Source organism: Micromonospora sp. KC207 (genome assembly GCF_004348615.1).
GTDB lineage: Bacteria > Actinomycetota > Actinomycetes > Mycobacteriales > Micromonosporaceae > Micromonospora.
Genome location: NZ_SMKJ01000059.1, coordinates 1 through 15,305 on the forward strand (window position 1 = coordinate 1; position 15,305 = coordinate 15,305).

Annotated in this window: 15 protein-coding genes, 1 tRNA gene and 1 pseudogene; 7 read left to right on the forward strand and 10 right to left on the reverse strand. The window is 71.8% G+C overall.

The window, feature by feature from the left end:
- The coding region (locus E1258_RS10220) for an ArsA-related P-loop ATPase (protein ID WP_132399042.1) at positions 1-1,051 on the forward strand (1,051 nt) is incomplete at its 5' end.
- Positions 1,052-1,063: 12 nt separating this feature from the next.
- Here the strand turns inward: E1258_RS10220 and E1258_RS10225 are convergent.
- A complete protein-coding gene (locus E1258_RS10225; protein ID WP_007073419.1) occupies positions 1,064-1,381 on the reverse strand; it encodes a WhiB family transcriptional regulator in 318 nt (105 codons plus the stop codon).
- Positions 1,382-1,780: 399 nt separating this feature from the next.
- Here E1258_RS10225 and E1258_RS10230 point away from each other — a divergent pair, with 399 nt between their 5' ends.
- Positions 1,781-4,225 (forward strand): transglycosylase domain-containing protein, encoded by a 2,445-nt coding sequence (locus tag E1258_RS10230; protein WP_132399044.1) that lies wholly within the window; start codon positions 1,781-1,783, stop codon positions 4,223-4,225.
- Between the two features lie 126 nt (positions 4,226-4,351).
- Here the strand turns inward: E1258_RS10230 and E1258_RS10235 are convergent, their stop codons facing one another.
- The gene (locus E1258_RS10235; RefSeq protein WP_132399046.1) at positions 4,352-4,807 is read right to left on the reverse strand and encodes a GatB/YqeY domain-containing protein; all 456 of its coding nucleotides are present in this window, start codon (positions 4,805-4,807) and stop codon (positions 4,352-4,354) included.
- A gap of 25 nt (positions 4,808-4,832) precedes the next feature.
- On the opposite strand from E1258_RS10235, the gene E1258_RS10240 reads away from it, so the two are divergent.
- On the forward strand, positions 4,833-5,726 hold the full coding sequence (locus E1258_RS10240) for a metallophosphoesterase (RefSeq protein WP_132399048.1): 894 nt from the start codon (positions 4,833-4,835) through the stop codon (positions 5,724-5,726).
- A 315-nt stretch (positions 5,727-6,041) separates the two neighbouring features.
- Positions 6,042-6,118, forward strand: a tRNA-Pro gene (locus E1258_RS10245).
- Between the two features lie 65 nt (positions 6,119-6,183).
- Here the strand turns inward: E1258_RS10245 and E1258_RS34550 are convergent.
- Positions 6,184-6,479, reverse strand: a pseudogene (locus E1258_RS34550) (site-specific integrase); the annotation flags it as partial.
- 227 nt (positions 6,480-6,706) lie between these two features.
- Between E1258_RS34550 and E1258_RS10255 the strand changes: the two are divergent.
- A complete protein-coding gene (locus E1258_RS10255) occupies positions 6,707-7,210 on the forward strand; it encodes a hypothetical protein (protein WP_132399052.1) in 504 nt (167 codons plus the stop codon).
- 101 nt (positions 7,211-7,311) lie between these two features.
- On the opposite strand, the gene E1258_RS10260 is transcribed toward E1258_RS10255, so the two are convergent.
- From E1258_RS10260 to E1258_RS10270, 5 genes are all read right to left on the reverse strand, one after another.
- A complete protein-coding gene (locus tag E1258_RS10260; RefSeq protein ID WP_132399054.1) occupies positions 7,312-7,971 on the reverse strand; it encodes an HNH endonuclease family protein in 660 nt (219 codons plus the stop codon).
- 102 nt (positions 7,972-8,073) lie between these two features.
- Positions 8,074-8,568, reverse strand: coding sequence for a hypothetical protein (locus E1258_RS10265; protein ID WP_132399056.1), 495 nt, complete (start codon positions 8,566-8,568; stop codon positions 8,074-8,076).
- Positions 8,569-8,684: 116 nt separating this feature from the next.
- Positions 8,685-8,846 carry a hypothetical protein gene (locus E1258_RS33210; RefSeq protein ID WP_165949713.1) on the reverse strand — a complete coding sequence of 54 codons (162 nt, stop codon included), beginning with the start codon at positions 8,844-8,846 and terminating at the stop codon, positions 8,685-8,687.
- A 264-nt stretch (positions 8,847-9,110) separates the two neighbouring features.
- On the reverse strand, positions 9,111-9,266 hold the full coding sequence (locus tag E1258_RS33215) for a hypothetical protein (protein WP_165949714.1): 156 nt from the start codon (positions 9,264-9,266) through the stop codon (positions 9,111-9,113).
- A gap of 35 nt (positions 9,267-9,301) precedes the next feature.
- On the reverse strand, positions 9,302-10,081 hold the full coding sequence (locus tag E1258_RS10270) for a phosphodiesterase (RefSeq protein WP_132399058.1): 780 nt from the start codon (positions 10,079-10,081) through the stop codon (positions 9,302-9,304).
- A 228-nt stretch (positions 10,082-10,309) separates the two neighbouring features.
- On the opposite strand from E1258_RS10270, the gene E1258_RS10275 reads away from it, so the two are divergent.
- Complete coding sequence (locus tag E1258_RS10275; protein ID WP_132399076.1) at positions 10,310-11,686, forward strand: diguanylate cyclase; 1,377 nt, start codon at positions 10,310-10,312, stop codon at positions 11,684-11,686.
- Positions 11,687-11,708: 22 nt separating this feature from the next.
- Here E1258_RS10275 and E1258_RS10280 read toward each other — a convergent pair whose 3' ends face one another.
- Together E1258_RS10280 and E1258_RS10285 are read right to left on the reverse strand one after the other, a co-directional pair.
- Positions 11,709-12,770, reverse strand: coding sequence for an aspartate-semialdehyde dehydrogenase (locus E1258_RS10280; protein ID WP_132399060.1), 1,062 nt, complete (start codon positions 12,768-12,770; stop codon positions 11,709-11,711).
- Between the two features lie 4 nt (positions 12,771-12,774).
- Complete coding sequence (locus tag E1258_RS10285) at positions 12,775-14,040, reverse strand: aspartate kinase (protein ID WP_007073429.1); 1,266 nt, start codon at positions 14,038-14,040, stop codon at positions 12,775-12,777.
- 245 nt (positions 14,041-14,285) lie between these two features.
- Between E1258_RS10285 and E1258_RS10290 the strand changes: the two genes are divergently transcribed.
- Positions 14,286-15,092: a hypothetical protein gene (locus E1258_RS10290; RefSeq protein WP_243715318.1), complete on the forward strand. Its 807-nt coding sequence runs from the start codon at positions 14,286-14,288 to the stop codon at positions 15,090-15,092.
- Positions 15,093-15,305 lie beyond the last annotated feature (213 nt).

The following is a 15,305-nucleotide window of genomic DNA, read 5'->3' on the forward strand; positions in this document are numbered from 1 at the left end:
CAAGACGACCACCGCCGCCGCGCTCGCGTTGCGTGCCGCCGAGCAACACGGCCGACGCACGGTGGTGCTCACCATCGACCCGGCCCGCCGGCTGGCCCAGTCGCTGGGCCTGACCGAGCTGGACAACACGCCCCGCCAGGTCAAGGGCATCGACGTCGAGGCCAGCGGCGGCGAGTTGCACGCCATGATGCTGGACATGAAGCGCACGTTCGACGACGTGGTGCTCCAGCACACCGACCCGGCGAAGGCGGCGGAGATCTTCGCCAACCCGTTCTACCAGGCCATGAGCTCGACCTTCGCCGGCACCCAGGAATACATGGCGATGGAGAAGCTCGGCCAGCTCCACGCCCGGGGCGAGTGGGACCTGATCGTGGTGGACACCCCGCCGTCCCGCTCGGCGCTGGACTTCCTGGACGCGCCGGCCCGGCTCTCCCGGTTCCTCGACGGGCGGATGCTGCGGATGCTGTTGGCCCCGGCGCGCAGCGGGGGCCGGAGCATGTTCAGCCTCGTCACCGCGAGCTTCGGGATGTTCTCGAAGGTGGTGCAGAAGGTGCTCGGCGCGCAGCTGCTCACCGACCTGTCCGGCTTCGTGGCGGCGCTGGACTCGATGTTCGGCGGGTTCCGCCAGCGGGCCGAGCAGACGTACCGGATCCTCCAGGCGCGGGAGACGGCGTTCCTGCTGGTCGCGGCCCCGGAGCCCGACGCGGTCCGGGAGGCGGCGTACTTCGCCGGGCGGCTGCGCTCCGAGCGGATGCCGCTGGCGGGGCTGGTGCTCAACCGGGTGCACCGGCCGACGGTGCCGGCGCTGGACGCCGAGGCGTGCCTGGTTGCGGCGGAGCGGCTGGCCGAGGCCGGCGGGCACGACGGCACGGTCGACGTGTTGCGGGCGCACGCCGCGCTGGCCCAGCAGGCGCTGCGCGAGCAGCGGGTGGCGGCCCGGTTCACCGAGGCGTTCCCGCAGGTGCCGGCGGTGTCGGTGACGGCGCAGCCCGCCGACGTGCACGACGTCGACGGGCTGCGGACGATCGGCGCGGCGATCAGCCGGTTGTGACCTGACCGGCCGTCAGCCGGCCGGGACGAGGACCTTGTCCTTGCCGGACCGGTCCTTCGCGTTCTTCTTCATGGCCGCCTCGAACATCTTGCGCCAGCTCGCGACCTGGGGGTGCCGGCGCAGCAGGGCCCGGCGCTCCCGCTCGGTCATGCCGCCCCACACCCCGAACTCGATCCGGTTGTCGAGCGCGTCGGCCAGGCACTCGTACCGAACTGGGCAGCTCCGGCAGATCCGCTTCGCCACATTCTGTTCAGCGCCCTGTACGAACAGCGCGTCCGGGTCCCCGTTCTGACACGCCGCCAGTGACGGCCAGTCAGTGATCATGCCCATGTGTATACGTCCCCCCTTGCAGTACCTACCGACCTCGCGCGACCAGCCGTCGAATCCCCCCGGTCATCCGCCCGCCCTCCCCAGGGCGGCACGGACGACGTGTGGCTAAGTCGCCGCCACCATCATGCTCTGTAGTCGGCTGATTACGCAACGTTGTCGGCAAAATCCATCATTACGGACACTCCCGGCTTCCCGGGCCTTCGGCCCCCGTCTACCCAGCCGCAGTACGTGAAAACGCTGCGCCGCTCCTCCGATCGGTGGAGACTCGACGCGGACCCGCGCAACCCAGCACCAGGGCTCGTGCGTTTAGCACAACGAGGTCGGCGCGCGCAGGAAATGGGGAAAAGATGCCCCAGCGCCCCTCGTTCCCTACTCGCGTACCCTGTCGAGGTGACCTGGATGCGGAAACGTGACCACAATGTGCTGACCAACGCCGCATCGCTGCTCGTCTGTGGCCTGTTGGCCGGCGTGGTGGTCGCGGCGGCGGCCTTCCCCGCAGTGGCGATGTCCGGGCTGGCCGCCAAGGCCGGCGCTGAGACCTTCGGGGCGCTGCCCAAGGAGCTGACGGTGGGCCAGGCGCCCCAGATCAGCTACCTGCTCGCCTCCGACGGCAAGACACCGCTGGCGACCATGTACGACGAGAACCGGCGCGACGTCAAGCTCGCGGACATCTCGCCGTACATGCAGAAGGCGATCATCGCCGCCGAGGACCACGACTTCTACAAGCACAACGGCGTCGACCTCAACGGCGTCGCCCGGGCGTTCGTCAACAACCAGTCCGGCGCGAACTCCCAGCAGGGCGCGTCGACCCTGACGATGCAGTACGTCCGGCTGGCCATCGCGTACTCGGCCACCCACCCGGCCGACGTGGTAGCCGCGACCGAGGACACCAGCAAGCGCAAGATGCGCGAGATGCGGCTGGCCCTCCAGGTCGACAAGGAGTTCTCCAAGGACGACATCCTCACCCGCTACCTGAACCTCGCCTCCTTCGGCAACGGCGCGTACGGGATCTACGCCGCCAGCCAGGTCTACTTCGGCAAGCCGCCGAACAAGCTCAAGATCGAGGAAGCGGCCATGCTCGCCGGCATGGTGAAGGCTCCGACCACGAACGACCCGACCACCAAGACCGGGTACCCGCTGGCCCTGGACCGGCGCAACTACGTCATCGACAACATGATCAAGATCGGTGCCATCACCAAGGAGGAGGGCGAGGCGGCCAAGGCCACCAAGATGGTGGTCAAGGACAAGACCACCCCGAACGGCTGCGTCGCCACCAACAAGAAGGAGTGGGGCTTCTTCTGCGACTACTTCTACCGCTGGTGGATGCAGCAGGAAACCTTCGGCTCGACCTCGTACGACCGGGAGCGGCGGCTCAAGAGCGGCGGCTACACCATCGTCACCAGCCTCGACGCGCAGGCGCAGAACGCCGCCGACAAGGCCGTCCGGAAGAACCTGGGCGTCAACAGCAAGGCGGCCCGGATGGTCGCGGTCGTCGAGCCCGGCACCGGCCGGGTCCGCGCGCTCTCGGTGAACCGGAACTTCAAGATCGACGACCCGAGGAAACCACAGAACAAGCTCAGCACCGACCCGCGCAAGCGCAGCAAGGGCATCCGGGGCAACTACCCCAACACGGTGAACCCACTGCTCACCGGCGGCGGCGACATCAAGGGATACCAGGCCGGCTCGACCTTTAAGATCTTCACGATCGTGGCCGCCCTGGAGAAGGGCATCCCGCTTCGCTACACGATCAACTCGCCGAAGCAGTTCAAGTCGGAATACATCATCGACAGCAGCAGCTCCGCCGCCTGCCCGGGCACCCACTTCTACTGCCCGACCAACTCGGTGGAGTCGATGGCCGGCGTGCACAACATGTGGAGCGCTTTCGGTCGCTCGGTGAACACCTTCTTCGTCCCGCTCCAGCAGCAGGTCGGCTCGGAGAACGTGGTCAAGGCGGCGCAGAAGCTGGGCATCCAGTTCCGCTCGACCGAGGACGCGGACTTCGCCAACAACAAGGAGGCGGCGCACCAGTGGGGTGCGTTCACCCTCGGCGTGTCGGCCACCACCCCGCTGGACCTGGCCAACGCGTACGCCACCCTCGCCGCCGACGGCAAGTACTGCGAGCCGATCCCGGTGCAGGAGATCAAGGGCCCGGACGGTAAGAAACTGGACATCGCCAACCCGCGCTGCGAGCAGCGGATCAGCACCGACGTCGCCCGCGCGGCCGTGGACGCGGCCCGCTGCCCGGTCGGCGACCGGTCGTCCACCTCCCGGTGCACCGGCGCCACCGCTGGCGAGGTGCGGCGGATCGTCGGCAAGCCGGTGGCCGGCAAGTCCGGCACCACCGACTCGGAGAAGACCTCCTCGCTGGTCGCGATGACCAAGCAGTACTCGGTCGCCGGCATCATGGCCGACCCGGACTGGCCGCAGACCAACCAGCAGATGGGCCACAACACCCCGACGGGTATCAACCCCCCGGTGTACGAGACGCTGCGCGACGCCATGAAGGGCAAGAAGGGCATCGAGTTCACCCCGCCCAGCGGCAAGATCATGGAGGGTGACCAGCGCTCGATCCCCGACGTGAAGTGCGTGGACGTCGAGACCGCAAAGGACCGGCTCCGGGGCGCGGGCTTCGACCCGGTGGTCTCCTCGGCCCGGGTCCCGTCGAGCTGCGCGGCCGGCAAGGTCGCCGGCACCAGCCCGAACGGGCGCACCATCAAGGGCGGCGTGGTGGTCATCGAGGTCAGCAGCGGCAGCGGCACCCCGGCCGGCCCGCCGGACAACGGCGCCGGGCCCGGCCCGGGCAACCCACCCGGCCAAGGCGGCCGACCGGGCCGCAACGGCTGACCGGGCCACACCCGGCTCGGCGTGACGACACGACGGGCGGGCACCCCCGACAGGGAGTGCCCGCCCGTTTCGCGTGGTGCGGCGTGGTCGGCAGTGGACGTACCCCCTCGGGGCCGCCCGGAGGGCTCAGAGGCCGAGCTGGCGGCGCACCTCGACGGCCACCCGGCCTCCCTCGGCCCGGCCGGCCACCGCAGCCTGGGCCGCCTTCATCGCCGGGCCCATCTGCGCCTTGCCGGTGAAGCCGCCAGCGGCAAGCGCCTCCGCAACCAGCTCGGCAAGCTCGTCGTCGGAGAGCTGCTTCGGCAGGTACCACTCCAGCACGTCGCCCTCGGCGGTCTCCTTCGCGGACTGCTCGGCGCGCCCCGCGTCCGCGAAGGCGGTCGCGGCCTCGCGCCGCTTCTTCGCCTCCTTGGTCAACACAGCGAGCACCTCGTCGTCGGTGAGCTCGCGCTTGGCCTTGCCGGCGACCTCGGCCGTGCCAACGGCCGCCAGGGCCATCCGCAGGGTGGAGGTGGTCAGCTCGTCGCGCGCCTTCAGGGCAGCGCGCATGTCGGCGGTGAGGCGGTCCTTCAGCGTGCTCATGGACGGTGAAACTACCCTGAACGGCATGCGAAAGCGCACACTATTCCGACTCGGCGCGGGCACCATCGCGGCCGGAGCGGTCACCCTGGCATACGCGTCACTCGTCGAGCGCAACATGTTCACCCTGCGTCGGTTCGACGTGCCGGTGCTGCCGGCCGACACCGAGCCGCTACGCGTGCTGCACCTGTCGGATCTGCACATGATGCCGGAGCAGCGACGCAAGCAGGACTGGGTGGCGTCGCTCGCGGCGCTCGACCCGGACCTGGTCGTGGTCACCGGCGACAACATGGCCCACCCGGGCGCGGTGCCCGGCGTGCTGCGCGCCCTCCAGCCGCTGCTGAACTTCCCCGGGGCCTTCGTGTTCGGCTCCAACGACTACACCGGGCCGGTGCTGAAGAACCCGTTCAGCTACTTCCTGCCCGACCGGGAGTACAACGAGGGCGCCGAGCTGCCGTACGACGAGCTGCGTGACGTCTTCACCGGCGCCGGCTGGGCGAACCTGAACAACGCCCGGACGACGCTCAAGGCGGGCGGACGGCTGGTCGAGATGGTCGGTGTCGACGACCCGCACATCGCGCGCGACGACTACCCGGCCGTCGCCGGCCCCGTCTCCACCTCGGCGGAGCTGTCGATCGCGCTGTCCCACTCCCCCGAGCCGGCCGTGCTCGACGAGATGGCCGCCGACGGCTTCGGCCTGCTGCTGGCCGGCCACACCCACGGCGGGCAGGTCTGCGTGCCGGGCTACGGCGCGCTGGTGACCAACTGCGGGCTACCCCGATCGATGGCGAAGGGCCTGCACCGCTGGCCGGGCTCGGACTCCTGGCTGCACGTCTCGGCCGGCCTGGGCACCCACCCGACCGCGCCGGTCCGGTTCGCCTGCCGGCCCGAGGCGAGCATCCTCACCCTGATCCCGCGCTGACGCTCGCCCCCCCCGGGCTTCGGGCTTCGGGCTTTGGGCCAGCCGGGGCCGGGGCCGGGGCCGCCAATTGTGATGTACGCCGCCTATGGAGCTGCCCCGTTCGTGCTACCGCCGCCCCGGCTCCTGGTACCGGTCGGGCCGCCCAAGGGCGGCTCGGACGGGCCGAGTGGGCGGCCTGGCTGGTCACGGCCCTGCGGTCGGAGTTGCCCCCGGGCCGGCGCAGGGGCTGCCGGCGGGCCCTGCGCGGGTCGCGGGAGGGGTGGGGTACCGAGTTTGACCATCGGACCGGGTGGGCTACTATTTGTCGGCACGCCTCGGGGTGTGGCGCAGCTTGGTAGCGCGCTTCGTTCGGGACGAAGAGGTCGTCGGTTCGAATCCGGCCACCCCGACCAGGTGAGAGGGCACATCCAGTCGATGGATGTGCCCTCTGGTCTTTCCTGGGCGACTAACTGAGTGACTACCGGTCCGGAGCCACCGCGAAGATGCGGTCCATGACCGCCGCGCCCTGGAGCAGCACCGGCCGGAGCTGATGTCGGTAGACCAGCTCCGTGACGGTGGTTCCAGAGCGCCCGCACAGGTCAACGATGTCTTCAGACTCATCCCACTGTCGGGAAGCAGCGATACGAAGCTGGGCCGTAGTTCGCACGGCGTCCAGGCAGCCGGATCGAGGCCAGCCAGGGTGACAACTCGGCGGAAGGCCCGGCGGACGTTGGCCGCGTCGAGGGCAGTGCCGACAGTTGAGGCGAAGACCAGCTCAAGCGGATGCCAGTCCTTGCCGGCACTTGGCCGATGACCGTGATGCTCCAGCCCATCCCAAGCGCTGGCAAGAGGTGTTCACCTCTGGCACGTGACCAGGCATCGGCAGTCCCGCTTCGACGTCCGGGAAACGGCCCGTCAACTGCGTGTGGGTTCACGGAGGACCGGACTGGTCCGTACCCATGGCAAGCACCGTGAGCTGGCCCGATGGTAGTTTGCGCCGCGTGAAAATCTTCGCAGGTCTGGGGCATGTGGCGAGGTACGCGGCTGGGGCCGGACTGAGCTGGCTGGTCTTTCCTGTCGAAGCGGCGTTGATCTACGTTGTGCTGCTGGTTGCCTCGGGGCTGTTCGGCCTCGACCCGGGCGGTCCTCTGGCAGGCCCCACGGCGGTCCTGCTGGCTACTGTGCTGGGCACCGCTGTCACAGCTCTGGTAACCCTTCCGGCCGTTCTCTTCGGCGATCTGGTTGCCCGTAGGACTCGTTCGGCCGCAGCGCCGGTCACTGCCGTCATCGGCGGGATGGTGCTGCTGGCTGCATACGTGTGGGGTTGGGGGATCGCGGTCCAGTCGCCCCCCTCACAGACGGCCATCGTCTGGGGACTGGTAGTCGCCCTGTCGGTGCTCCCTTTACTGGCCTTCCTCGTCGTGACCCACTCGGCTGGAGCAGTAGTCGCCCTGATTACCGCTGCCGTAGCCCGCAGAGACGGCAAACCGAAGCTTCGCCGGTGAGATCGGCTCTGCCACTTCAACCGGTTGCCCGGTTCGAATCCGGCCACTCCGATCAGAGGTAAGAGCAGAATCAAGGCCCCTCCACGGAGGGGCTTGATGGTTCAGTACGCGTACGTCACCGAGATGGTGACGTTGGGGCAGGAGTTCGCCCAGCTCGTCAGGGCGTTCTTCTCGGCCGTGTCGACGGTGAGCCGCCAGCGGGTCTTGGTGGCCACCCACTCGTTCACGTAACGGCAGCGGGCGGAGCTGTACGACGGCATCCAGGTGGCGGGGTCCTGGTCGCCCTTGGACTGGTTGACGTTGTCCGTCACCGCCACCAGCGGGCGGGAGTCACCCAGGTCGTTCGCGTACGCCTGGCGGCGGCTGGTGGACCAGTTGCGGGCACCAGAGTCCCACGCCTCGGCGAGCGGCACCATGTGGTCGATGTCGACGTCGCCGGTGGCCGTCCAGTAGGCGTTGTCGTAGTAGGAGTACCAGCGCCCGCCGGAGAGCGTGCAGGTGCCGCTGATCGTCGGCGCGGCGACCGCCTCGGCGAGCAGCACCTCGTTGCGGGTGTCGCAGCCGTCGCCGTCGGCGTCGATCCAGTGCGGGAAGAGGTCCCGGCTGTAGCCGGTGCGGATCTCGGTGGCCACCGGCAGGGCCGCGACCGCGGTCTGTAGGGGCGCGGAGTAGCTGGCGGCCCAGGCGGGGTGGGCCACGCCGACGGTGGCGGCGAGGGTGGCGGCGAGGGTCGTCGCGGCCACGCGCAACGTACGGTTCATGGTGCTCCGTCCGGATAGGCGGAAAGCATCGTCTCCCATACATATAGACAGAGTCGACATTCCTGCAACCAGAACCCGCAGGTGAACGCTTCGCGAACCCTCTCAGTCGTTCAGCTCGGTGCGCCGGATCTCGGCGAACGCGGCGGCCAGCAGGCCGTCGAGCGGCCGGTTCGTCCCGCTCACCGGCTGACCCGTCGCGGCCAGCAGGTCGGCGAGGAGCAGCGGCGCGTGTCGGGCGAGCGTGGCCGGGTCGGGCGGGGTGGCGTCGTCGCTCGGGTCGTACACGCCGAGCGCGCCGGCGAGCAGCACCAGCACCACGTGCGGGTCGACGTCCGGCCGCCAGGTTGCCGCGTCCCGCACGCACGACTCCAGCACCTGCCGGACGTCGTCGCCGTCCAGCCCGTCCGGGTGGGTTTCCTCCAGCAGCAGGCGGACCACCGCGCCGAGGACCAGACCGGACCGGTCCGTGGCGGCGAGCCGGTCGGCCGCCTCGTCGTACGCCTCCGGGTCCCGCGCGCGGGCGGCGGCCACGGCGTCGGTGGCCGCCCGGGCGATCTCGCGGGCCGGCGCGGGCAGGTGTTGCCAGGTCGTCGTCATCGCTCCCAGGATGGCAGACCCGTCCGGCACCCGGGAGCGTCGGGCTTTGGCGGCCGGCTCCCCCCTCATGAGAGCCGGCCGCCTCGCCTCGCCGGCCGGACGGGCCGGCCGTCCGGTCAGCAGTTGGTGTAGTTGCCGCTGCTTTCCCGCGAGCAGGAGCAGACCTTCGTGGTCTGGATCGCCGGGGTGGCGGCCTGCGCGGGCGCGGCCAGGGTGAGCGAGTTACCGACGGCGACGGCGAGAGCCATGGCGATGCCGGTCGGCCTCTTCTTCGACACGATCCCCCACATGCTGACGACCGACCCTCAAGGAGTGCCGGCGCGGAACATGAGCGAAGGCTATCGGCGCGGCTCAACCATTGTGGACGGTTGCGCGCCCGGGTCGGCAAGTACACCCGCAGGGCCTGCCGATCACGGCCGAACGGTGACGCAGCGCAACGCGAACGGCCGCGCCGGCCGGCGCGAACGGCGGCAGGACGCGACGCGAACGGCGCTGCCCGGCGACGCGAACGGCGGCGCCGGCCGACGCACCGGGGGCTCCGGTCACCCGGTGAGCGTGGCCGCCACCGACGACTCGGCTGTCCCGGCATCCGGGGTACGTCCGCAGTCGCCCGGTGGCCGGCCCCCGCCGGGGTACCAGCCGAGCCGATCGGCGTGCGTGTGCGAGCCCTGAGCGACGTACCAGAGCGGCTCGCGCACAGCCGGCACCACGGCGGCTCGTGCACTCCGCCGGGTCAGAACGTGCCGGTGAGGGCCGCCGCGTGGCTCACCTGCACGGTGTGCGTGACGCAGCCGCCGTCGGCGACGAGGTGCAGCAGGAAGGCGGTGGGTTCGAGGGCGTACCCGATCTGGTCGCCGTCGTCGAGGGTGAGTGACGACTGCCGCCAAGTGCTCGGCGCGGTCGTCAGCACCGTGCCGGCGAAACCGACCGTGATCGGGCGGTGCACGTGCCCGGCGACGACCCGGACGACGTGCGGGTGCGCGGCCACCACCGTGGCCAGGTCGTCGCCGTCGAGCAGGCGCATGGCGTCGAGGTAGGGCAGGCCCACCGGGACGGGCGGGTGGTGCAGGCAGACGACGGCGGGCAGCTCGGGCCGGCGGGCCAGCGTCTCGTCGAGCCAGGCGAGTTGCTCGGGGCCGAGCCGGCCGGCCGGCTCGCCGGAGACGACCGAGTCCAGCACGACGATGGTCGCGTCCGACAGCTCGACGGCGTAGTGGGCCTGGTAGCCGCCGCCGAGGTGTGGCGTGCCGCCGAAGACGTCGAGCAGGGACTCGCGGTCGTCGTGGTTGCCGGCGACCAGGTGCACCGGCACCGGGAACCGGGCGATCAGCTCGCGCAGCGCGACGTACTCCTCGGGGCTGCCGTGCTCGGCGAGGTCGCCGGTGATCACCACGTGGTCGGGTCGGGGACGCAGCCCGTGCACCCGGCCGAGCGCCCGGTGCAGCGCGGCGGCGGGCTCGGCGGCCAGCGGACCGGTGGTCAGGTGGGTGTCGCTGAGCTGGGCGATGAGCATCGCGTCCTCCAAGTCGACCGGTGCCTCCAGGCTATCGGCGGCGAGGTCACCCCACAGCCTCGTCCACAGCCTGCGGATAGCACATGTGTACGAACAAGACGATCTTGATCGATGCCCCGCTGAGCTGCGGTGAGTACGCTTGGCCGGACGACTTTCCCCCTCACCTGTAGGAACCACGTGCGCGTTGATCACCACCGGGTCGTCCGGGACGTCACGGTCCGCCTGCCGATGGCGTCGACCGCCGTCGAGGCGTGCCAGTGGACCGTCGCCGCGCTGGCCCGGTACGCGCCGGCCACCATCTCCGTGCTGCTCCAGGTGCACGACCGGCTCCGCTGCGTCGCGGCCACCGGTGCCTGGCAGGTCTTCTCCACCGTCCCGCCGAAGGCTGGCATCGTCGGCCGGGTGTACGCCTCCGGCGAGGGCGCCATCGTCGGAGACGTCGCCGCCGACCCCGACTACCTCCCGGTACGCCCCGACGTGACCGCCGAGGTCTGCGTGCCGGTCCTCGACCCGGCGGGCCGCCCGATCGGGGTGCTCGACCTCCAGTGGTCCGGCCCGGTCGAGCTGGGCCCTTGGCTGGAGATAGCCAACCGCGTCGCCACCCGGCTCGGTGCCCGGATCACCGCCCTGGGCGGCCCACCCGCCGAGAGCCGCAGCGAGAAGCTGCTGCGGCACGCCGCCGCGCTGACCGCCGCCCCCACCGAGTGGGACCTGATGACCGCGGCCATCTGCGCGGCCCGGGAGGTGTCCACCCTCTCCGCGGCCGTGCTGCTGCTGACCGACGGGCCGGGTCCCCGGCTGGGCGCGCCGCCCGGCGCGCCGGGCGAGCTGGAGTCCCGCATCCGGGCCGAGCTGGCCGAGGCGGGCGCGCCGGCCCTGCACCGGATGATCGCCCGCGCCCACCGGCACGGCTCCGGCTACACCCTCGGCGAGCAGGGGCACCCGCCGACCGAGGAGTACCGGCCGCTCGCCGACGCCGGGGTGCGCACCCTGGTCGCGGTGCCCGTCGGGCCGCCGGACGGCGGCGGGGTGCTGCTGGTGGCCGACGAGCGGTTGCTGCGGCCCGACCCGACCACGGTCAACCTGATGGAGTTGCTCGCCGGGCAGGCGTGGACCTGCCTGGACCGGCTGCGTACCCTGGCCCAGCTGCGCGAGCAGGCCAGCTCCGACCCGCTGACCGGGCTGGGGCACACCGGGCCGTTCGGGCGGCGGATCGCGCGGGCCACGCCCGGGCGTACGGCGCTGCTGGCCATCGACGTGGACGGCTTCAAGGCCGTCAACGACACGTACGGCCACCAGGCCGGGGACCGGCTGCTGGTGGGGCTGGCCCGGGCGCTGGAGGCGGCGCTGCGCCAGGGCGACGAGTTGTACCGGATCGGCGGCGACGAGTTCGTCGCCGTGATCGAGGTGAACCGCCCCGAGGAGGCGATCCGCATCGGCGAGCGGCTGGCCGAGGCGGCCCGGGTCACGGGCCGCACCATCAGCGTCGGCGTCGCCCTGCCCCGGCCGGGCGAGTCGCCCGAGCAGACCCTGCGCCGCGCCGACCAGGCCCTGTACGTGGTCAAGCGCCAGGGCCGCGACGGCGTCCGCCTCGCCGGCGCCTGAGCGACCGCACCCGGCCGGAGGGTCAGCGGGCGGTGAGCTCCTTGGCGAGCAGCTCGGCGATCTGGGCCGTGTTCAGGGCCGCGCCCTTGCGAAGGTTGTCGCCCGTGACGAACAGGTCGAGGGCGCGCGGGTCGTCGACGGCGCGGCGGATCCGGCCGACCCAGGACGGGTCGGTGCCCACGGCGTCGATCGGCATCGGGAACTCCCCGGAGGCCGGGTCGTCGACCAGGATCACGCCGGGGGCGTTGCGCAACGCCTCGCGGGCGCCCTCGGCGTCCACCTCGGTGGCGAAGACGGCGTGCACGGCCACCGAGTGGCCGGTCACCACCGGCACCCGCACGCAGGTCGCGGAGACCTTCAGATCGGGCAGGCCGAGGATCTTGCGCGACTCGTTGCGTATCTTCAGCTCCTCGGACGACCACCCGCCGTCGGCGAGCGAGCCGGCCCAGGGCACCACGTTGAGCGCCAGCGGGGCCGGGAACGGCCCCAGCTCGTCGCCGACCGCCTGCCGCACGTCGCCTGGACGGGAGCCGAGCATGCGGTCCCCGGCGATCTTGCCGAGCTGGAGGTGCAGCGCGTCCACGCCCGCCTGCCCCGCCCCGGAGACCGCCTGGTACGACGCCAGGACCAGCTCGCGCAGCCCGTACTCGCGGTGCAGCGGGGCGATCGCCACGATCATCGCGAGGGTGGTGCAGTTGGCGTTAGCGATGATCCCCTTCGGCCGGTTGCGCACCTGCTCGGGGTTGATCTCGGGGACGACCAGCGGGACGTCGCGGTCCATCCGGTACGCCCCGGAGTTGTCCACCGCCACCGCGCCCCGGGACACCGCGATCGGGGCCCACTCGGCGGAGACCTCGTCGGGCACGTCGAACATGGCCACGTCGACGCCGTCGAACGCCTCCGGGGTCAGCGCCCCGACGGTCAACTCCTCGCCCCGGCAGCGCACCCGCCGCCCGACCGACCGCTCGGAGGCGAGCAGCCGGATCTCGCCCCAGACGTTGCGCCGCGACGACAGCAGCTCGCACATCACGGTGCCTACGGCACCGGTCGCCCCGACCACGGCAAGGGTGGGCAGCGACGGCACGGCGTTACCGCCCGGTCCCCGCGTACACGACGGCCTCGGAGTCGCCGCCCAGCTCGAAGGCGTCGTGGATGGCCCGGACGGCCTTGTCGAGGTCGGTGTCCCGGCAGACCACGGAGACCCGGATCTCCGAGGTGGAGATCATCTCGATGTTGACGCCGGCGGAGCCGAGGGCGGCGAAGAAGCCGGCCGCGACGCCCGGGTGCGACCGCATCCCCGCGCCGATGAGCGAGACCTTGCCGACGTGGTCGTCGTAGAGCAGGCCCTTGAACTTGACCTGCTCCTGGATCTTGCTGAGCGCGGCCATCGCGGTCGGGCCGTCGGTCTTCGGCAGGGTGAACGAGATGTCCGTGCGGCCGGTGCCCTCGGTGGAGACGTTCTGCACGATCATGTCGATGTTGATCTCCGCGCCGGCCACGGTGTCGAAGATGCGCGCGGCGGCGCCCGGCTCGTCCGGCACCCCGACGATCGTGATCTTCGCCTCGCTGCGGTCGTGGGCGACCCCGGTGATCAGTGCCTGTTCCACAGGAAGGTCCTCCATCGATCCGGTGACCATCGTGCCGGTGTTGGTCGAGTATGACGAACGGACGTGGATCGGCAACCCCGCGCGCCGGGCGTACTCGACGCTGCGCAGGTGCAGCACCTTCGCGCCGCAGGCGGCCAGCTCCAGCATCTCCTCGTAGGTGATGTGCCGGATGTGCCGGGCGTTGGGCACGATCCGGGGGTCGGCGGTGAACACGCCGTCGACGTCGGTGTAGATCTCGCAGACGTCGGCGTGCAGCGCGGCGGCGAGCGCCACGGCCGTGGTGTCCGAGCCGCCCCGCCCCAGCGTGGTGACGTCCTTGGTGTCCTGCGAGACGCCCTGGAAGCCGGCGACGATGACCACCGCGCCCTCGTCGAGCGCGCCCTTGAGCCGCCCCGGGGTGACGTCGATGATCCGCGCCTTGCCGTGCACCGAGGTGGTGATCACACCGGCCTGCGAGCCGGTGAACGAGCGCGCCTCGTACCCCAGGTTGTGGATGGCCATGGCCAACAGCGCCATGGAGATCCGCTCGCCGGCGGTGAGCAGCATGTCCAGCTCTCGGCCCGGCGGCAGCGGGCTCACCTGGTTGGCCAGGTCCAGCAGCTCGTCGGTGGTGTCACCCATCGCGGAGACCACCACGACCACGTCGTCGCCGGCCTTGCGGGCGGCGACGATGCGCTCGGCCACCCGCTTGATCCGCTCGGCGTTGGCGACGGAGGATCCGCCGTACTTCTGCACCACGAGTGCCACGACGGTGCACTCCCTCCCCGCGTCCCTTGACCCTGCCGCACCGCCGGCAGACCAGCCGGCGGCGCTCGTCAGACCCCATCAGGGTATCCGGCGGCCCAGACGGCCGGGTCAGGTGATCCCACCATCCGGCCCCCGCGCACCGGCCCGGCCGCGCCCCGTCCAGCCCGCCGAGGGGTACGCGACACGCCGGCCGCACCGGCGTCGGCGGGGTCACCGGCGCGCCCGGCGCACCGCAGAATGACCCGGTGCACGCCCACCTCCACACGGCCCGGCGCCTGACCGGCGTCGTGGCGCTCGCCCTCCCGGCCCTGCTCGCCGCCTGCGCCGACAATCCGGCGCCCACGCCGGCCCCACCGACGCCCGGCGACCCCGCGCCCGCCATCACCGACGCCGACGCCGCCCGGAACGAGCTGGCCGCCCTGGCCGCGGCAGCCCAGGACCGGAGCTTCGTCGCCCGGTACACCCTCGCCGACGGCGACGGCACCGACCGCGCCATCGTGGTGACCAGCGCCGGCGACGGCACCTGGCGGGTGGACGTCCCCGGCGGGGCGCTGGGCGGTACGGCGGACGTGTCACTCGCCGCCACCGCCGACGGGCTCTTCCAGTGCGGCCTGCCGTCGGCCGGCCGCCCGGAACCGGCGAGCTGCGTACGCCTCGGCGACCCGACGGACGCCGTCCCGCGCCGGCTGGACCCCCGGGTGCAGCACCCGTTCACCGACTGGCTGGAGGTGCTCACCGACCGGCGGGCCCCGCTCGCGGTCTCCCCGGCCCGGCCACCGCAGGGGGCGAGCGGCTCCTGCTACTCGGTCGACACGACCTCGGCCTCGCTGAACGCCCCGCTGGACGTCGGCATCTACTGCTACGCACCCGACGGCACGCCGACCGCCGTGCGGACCACGGCCGGCACGCTCACCCTGGCCGGGCCGGCCGGGCCCGGGCCAGCCACGGTGGCGCTGCCCGGGCCGGTGACCGACGGCGATCCGCTCGGCGTCGCCGCGCCAGAGCCTGAGCCGAAGCCGGAGCCGGCCCCCACGGGCGCGGCGACACCCTGACCCCCGCCGGTCGTGTTCCTGGCCACGGCGAACGCGCCGTTGCTCGACTGCCCCCGGGCGCGCGGCCCCGCCGCCCGGGGTCCGCCCACTGCGACTCCGGTCTCAAAGTCCGGACCGGCCTTCCCACCCCCCGTCCCATCACGTAGGGTCACTCTGTCATGTGGCGGGCGTACCTTCTCCTTGGTCGCCGCGACGGGGCCTGACCGGCCGGCA

Coding starts and splice junctions, on each gene's coding strand:
- E1258_RS10235 (WP_132399046.1), bottom strand. CDS start 4,807: ATGAGCACGCTGAAGGACCGCCTCACCGCCGACATGCGCGCTGCCCTG.
- E1258_RS10270 (WP_132399058.1), bottom strand. CDS start 10,081: ATGCTCATCGCCCAGCTCAGCGACACCCACCTGACCACCGGTCCGCTG.
- E1258_RS10240 (WP_132399048.1), top strand. CDS start 4,833: ATGCGAAAGCGCACACTATTCCGACTCGGCGCGGGCACCATCGCGGCC.
- E1258_RS10230 (WP_132399044.1), top strand. CDS start 1,781: ATGCGGAAACGTGACCACAATGTGCTGACCAACGCCGCATCGCTGCTC.
- E1258_RS10265 (WP_132399056.1), bottom strand. CDS start 8,568: ATGACGACGACCTGGCAACACCTGCCCGCGCCGGCCCGCGAGATCGCC.
- E1258_RS10275 (WP_132399076.1), top strand. CDS start 10,310: ATGGCGTCGACCGCCGTCGAGGCGTGCCAGTGGACCGTCGCCGCGCTG.
- E1258_RS10260 (WP_132399054.1), bottom strand. CDS start 7,971: ATGAACCGTACGTTGCGCGTGGCCGCGACGACCCTCGCCGCCACCCTC.
- E1258_RS10225 (WP_007073419.1), bottom strand. CDS start 1,381: ATGGGCATGATCACTGACTGGCCGTCACTGGCGGCGTGTCAGAACGGG.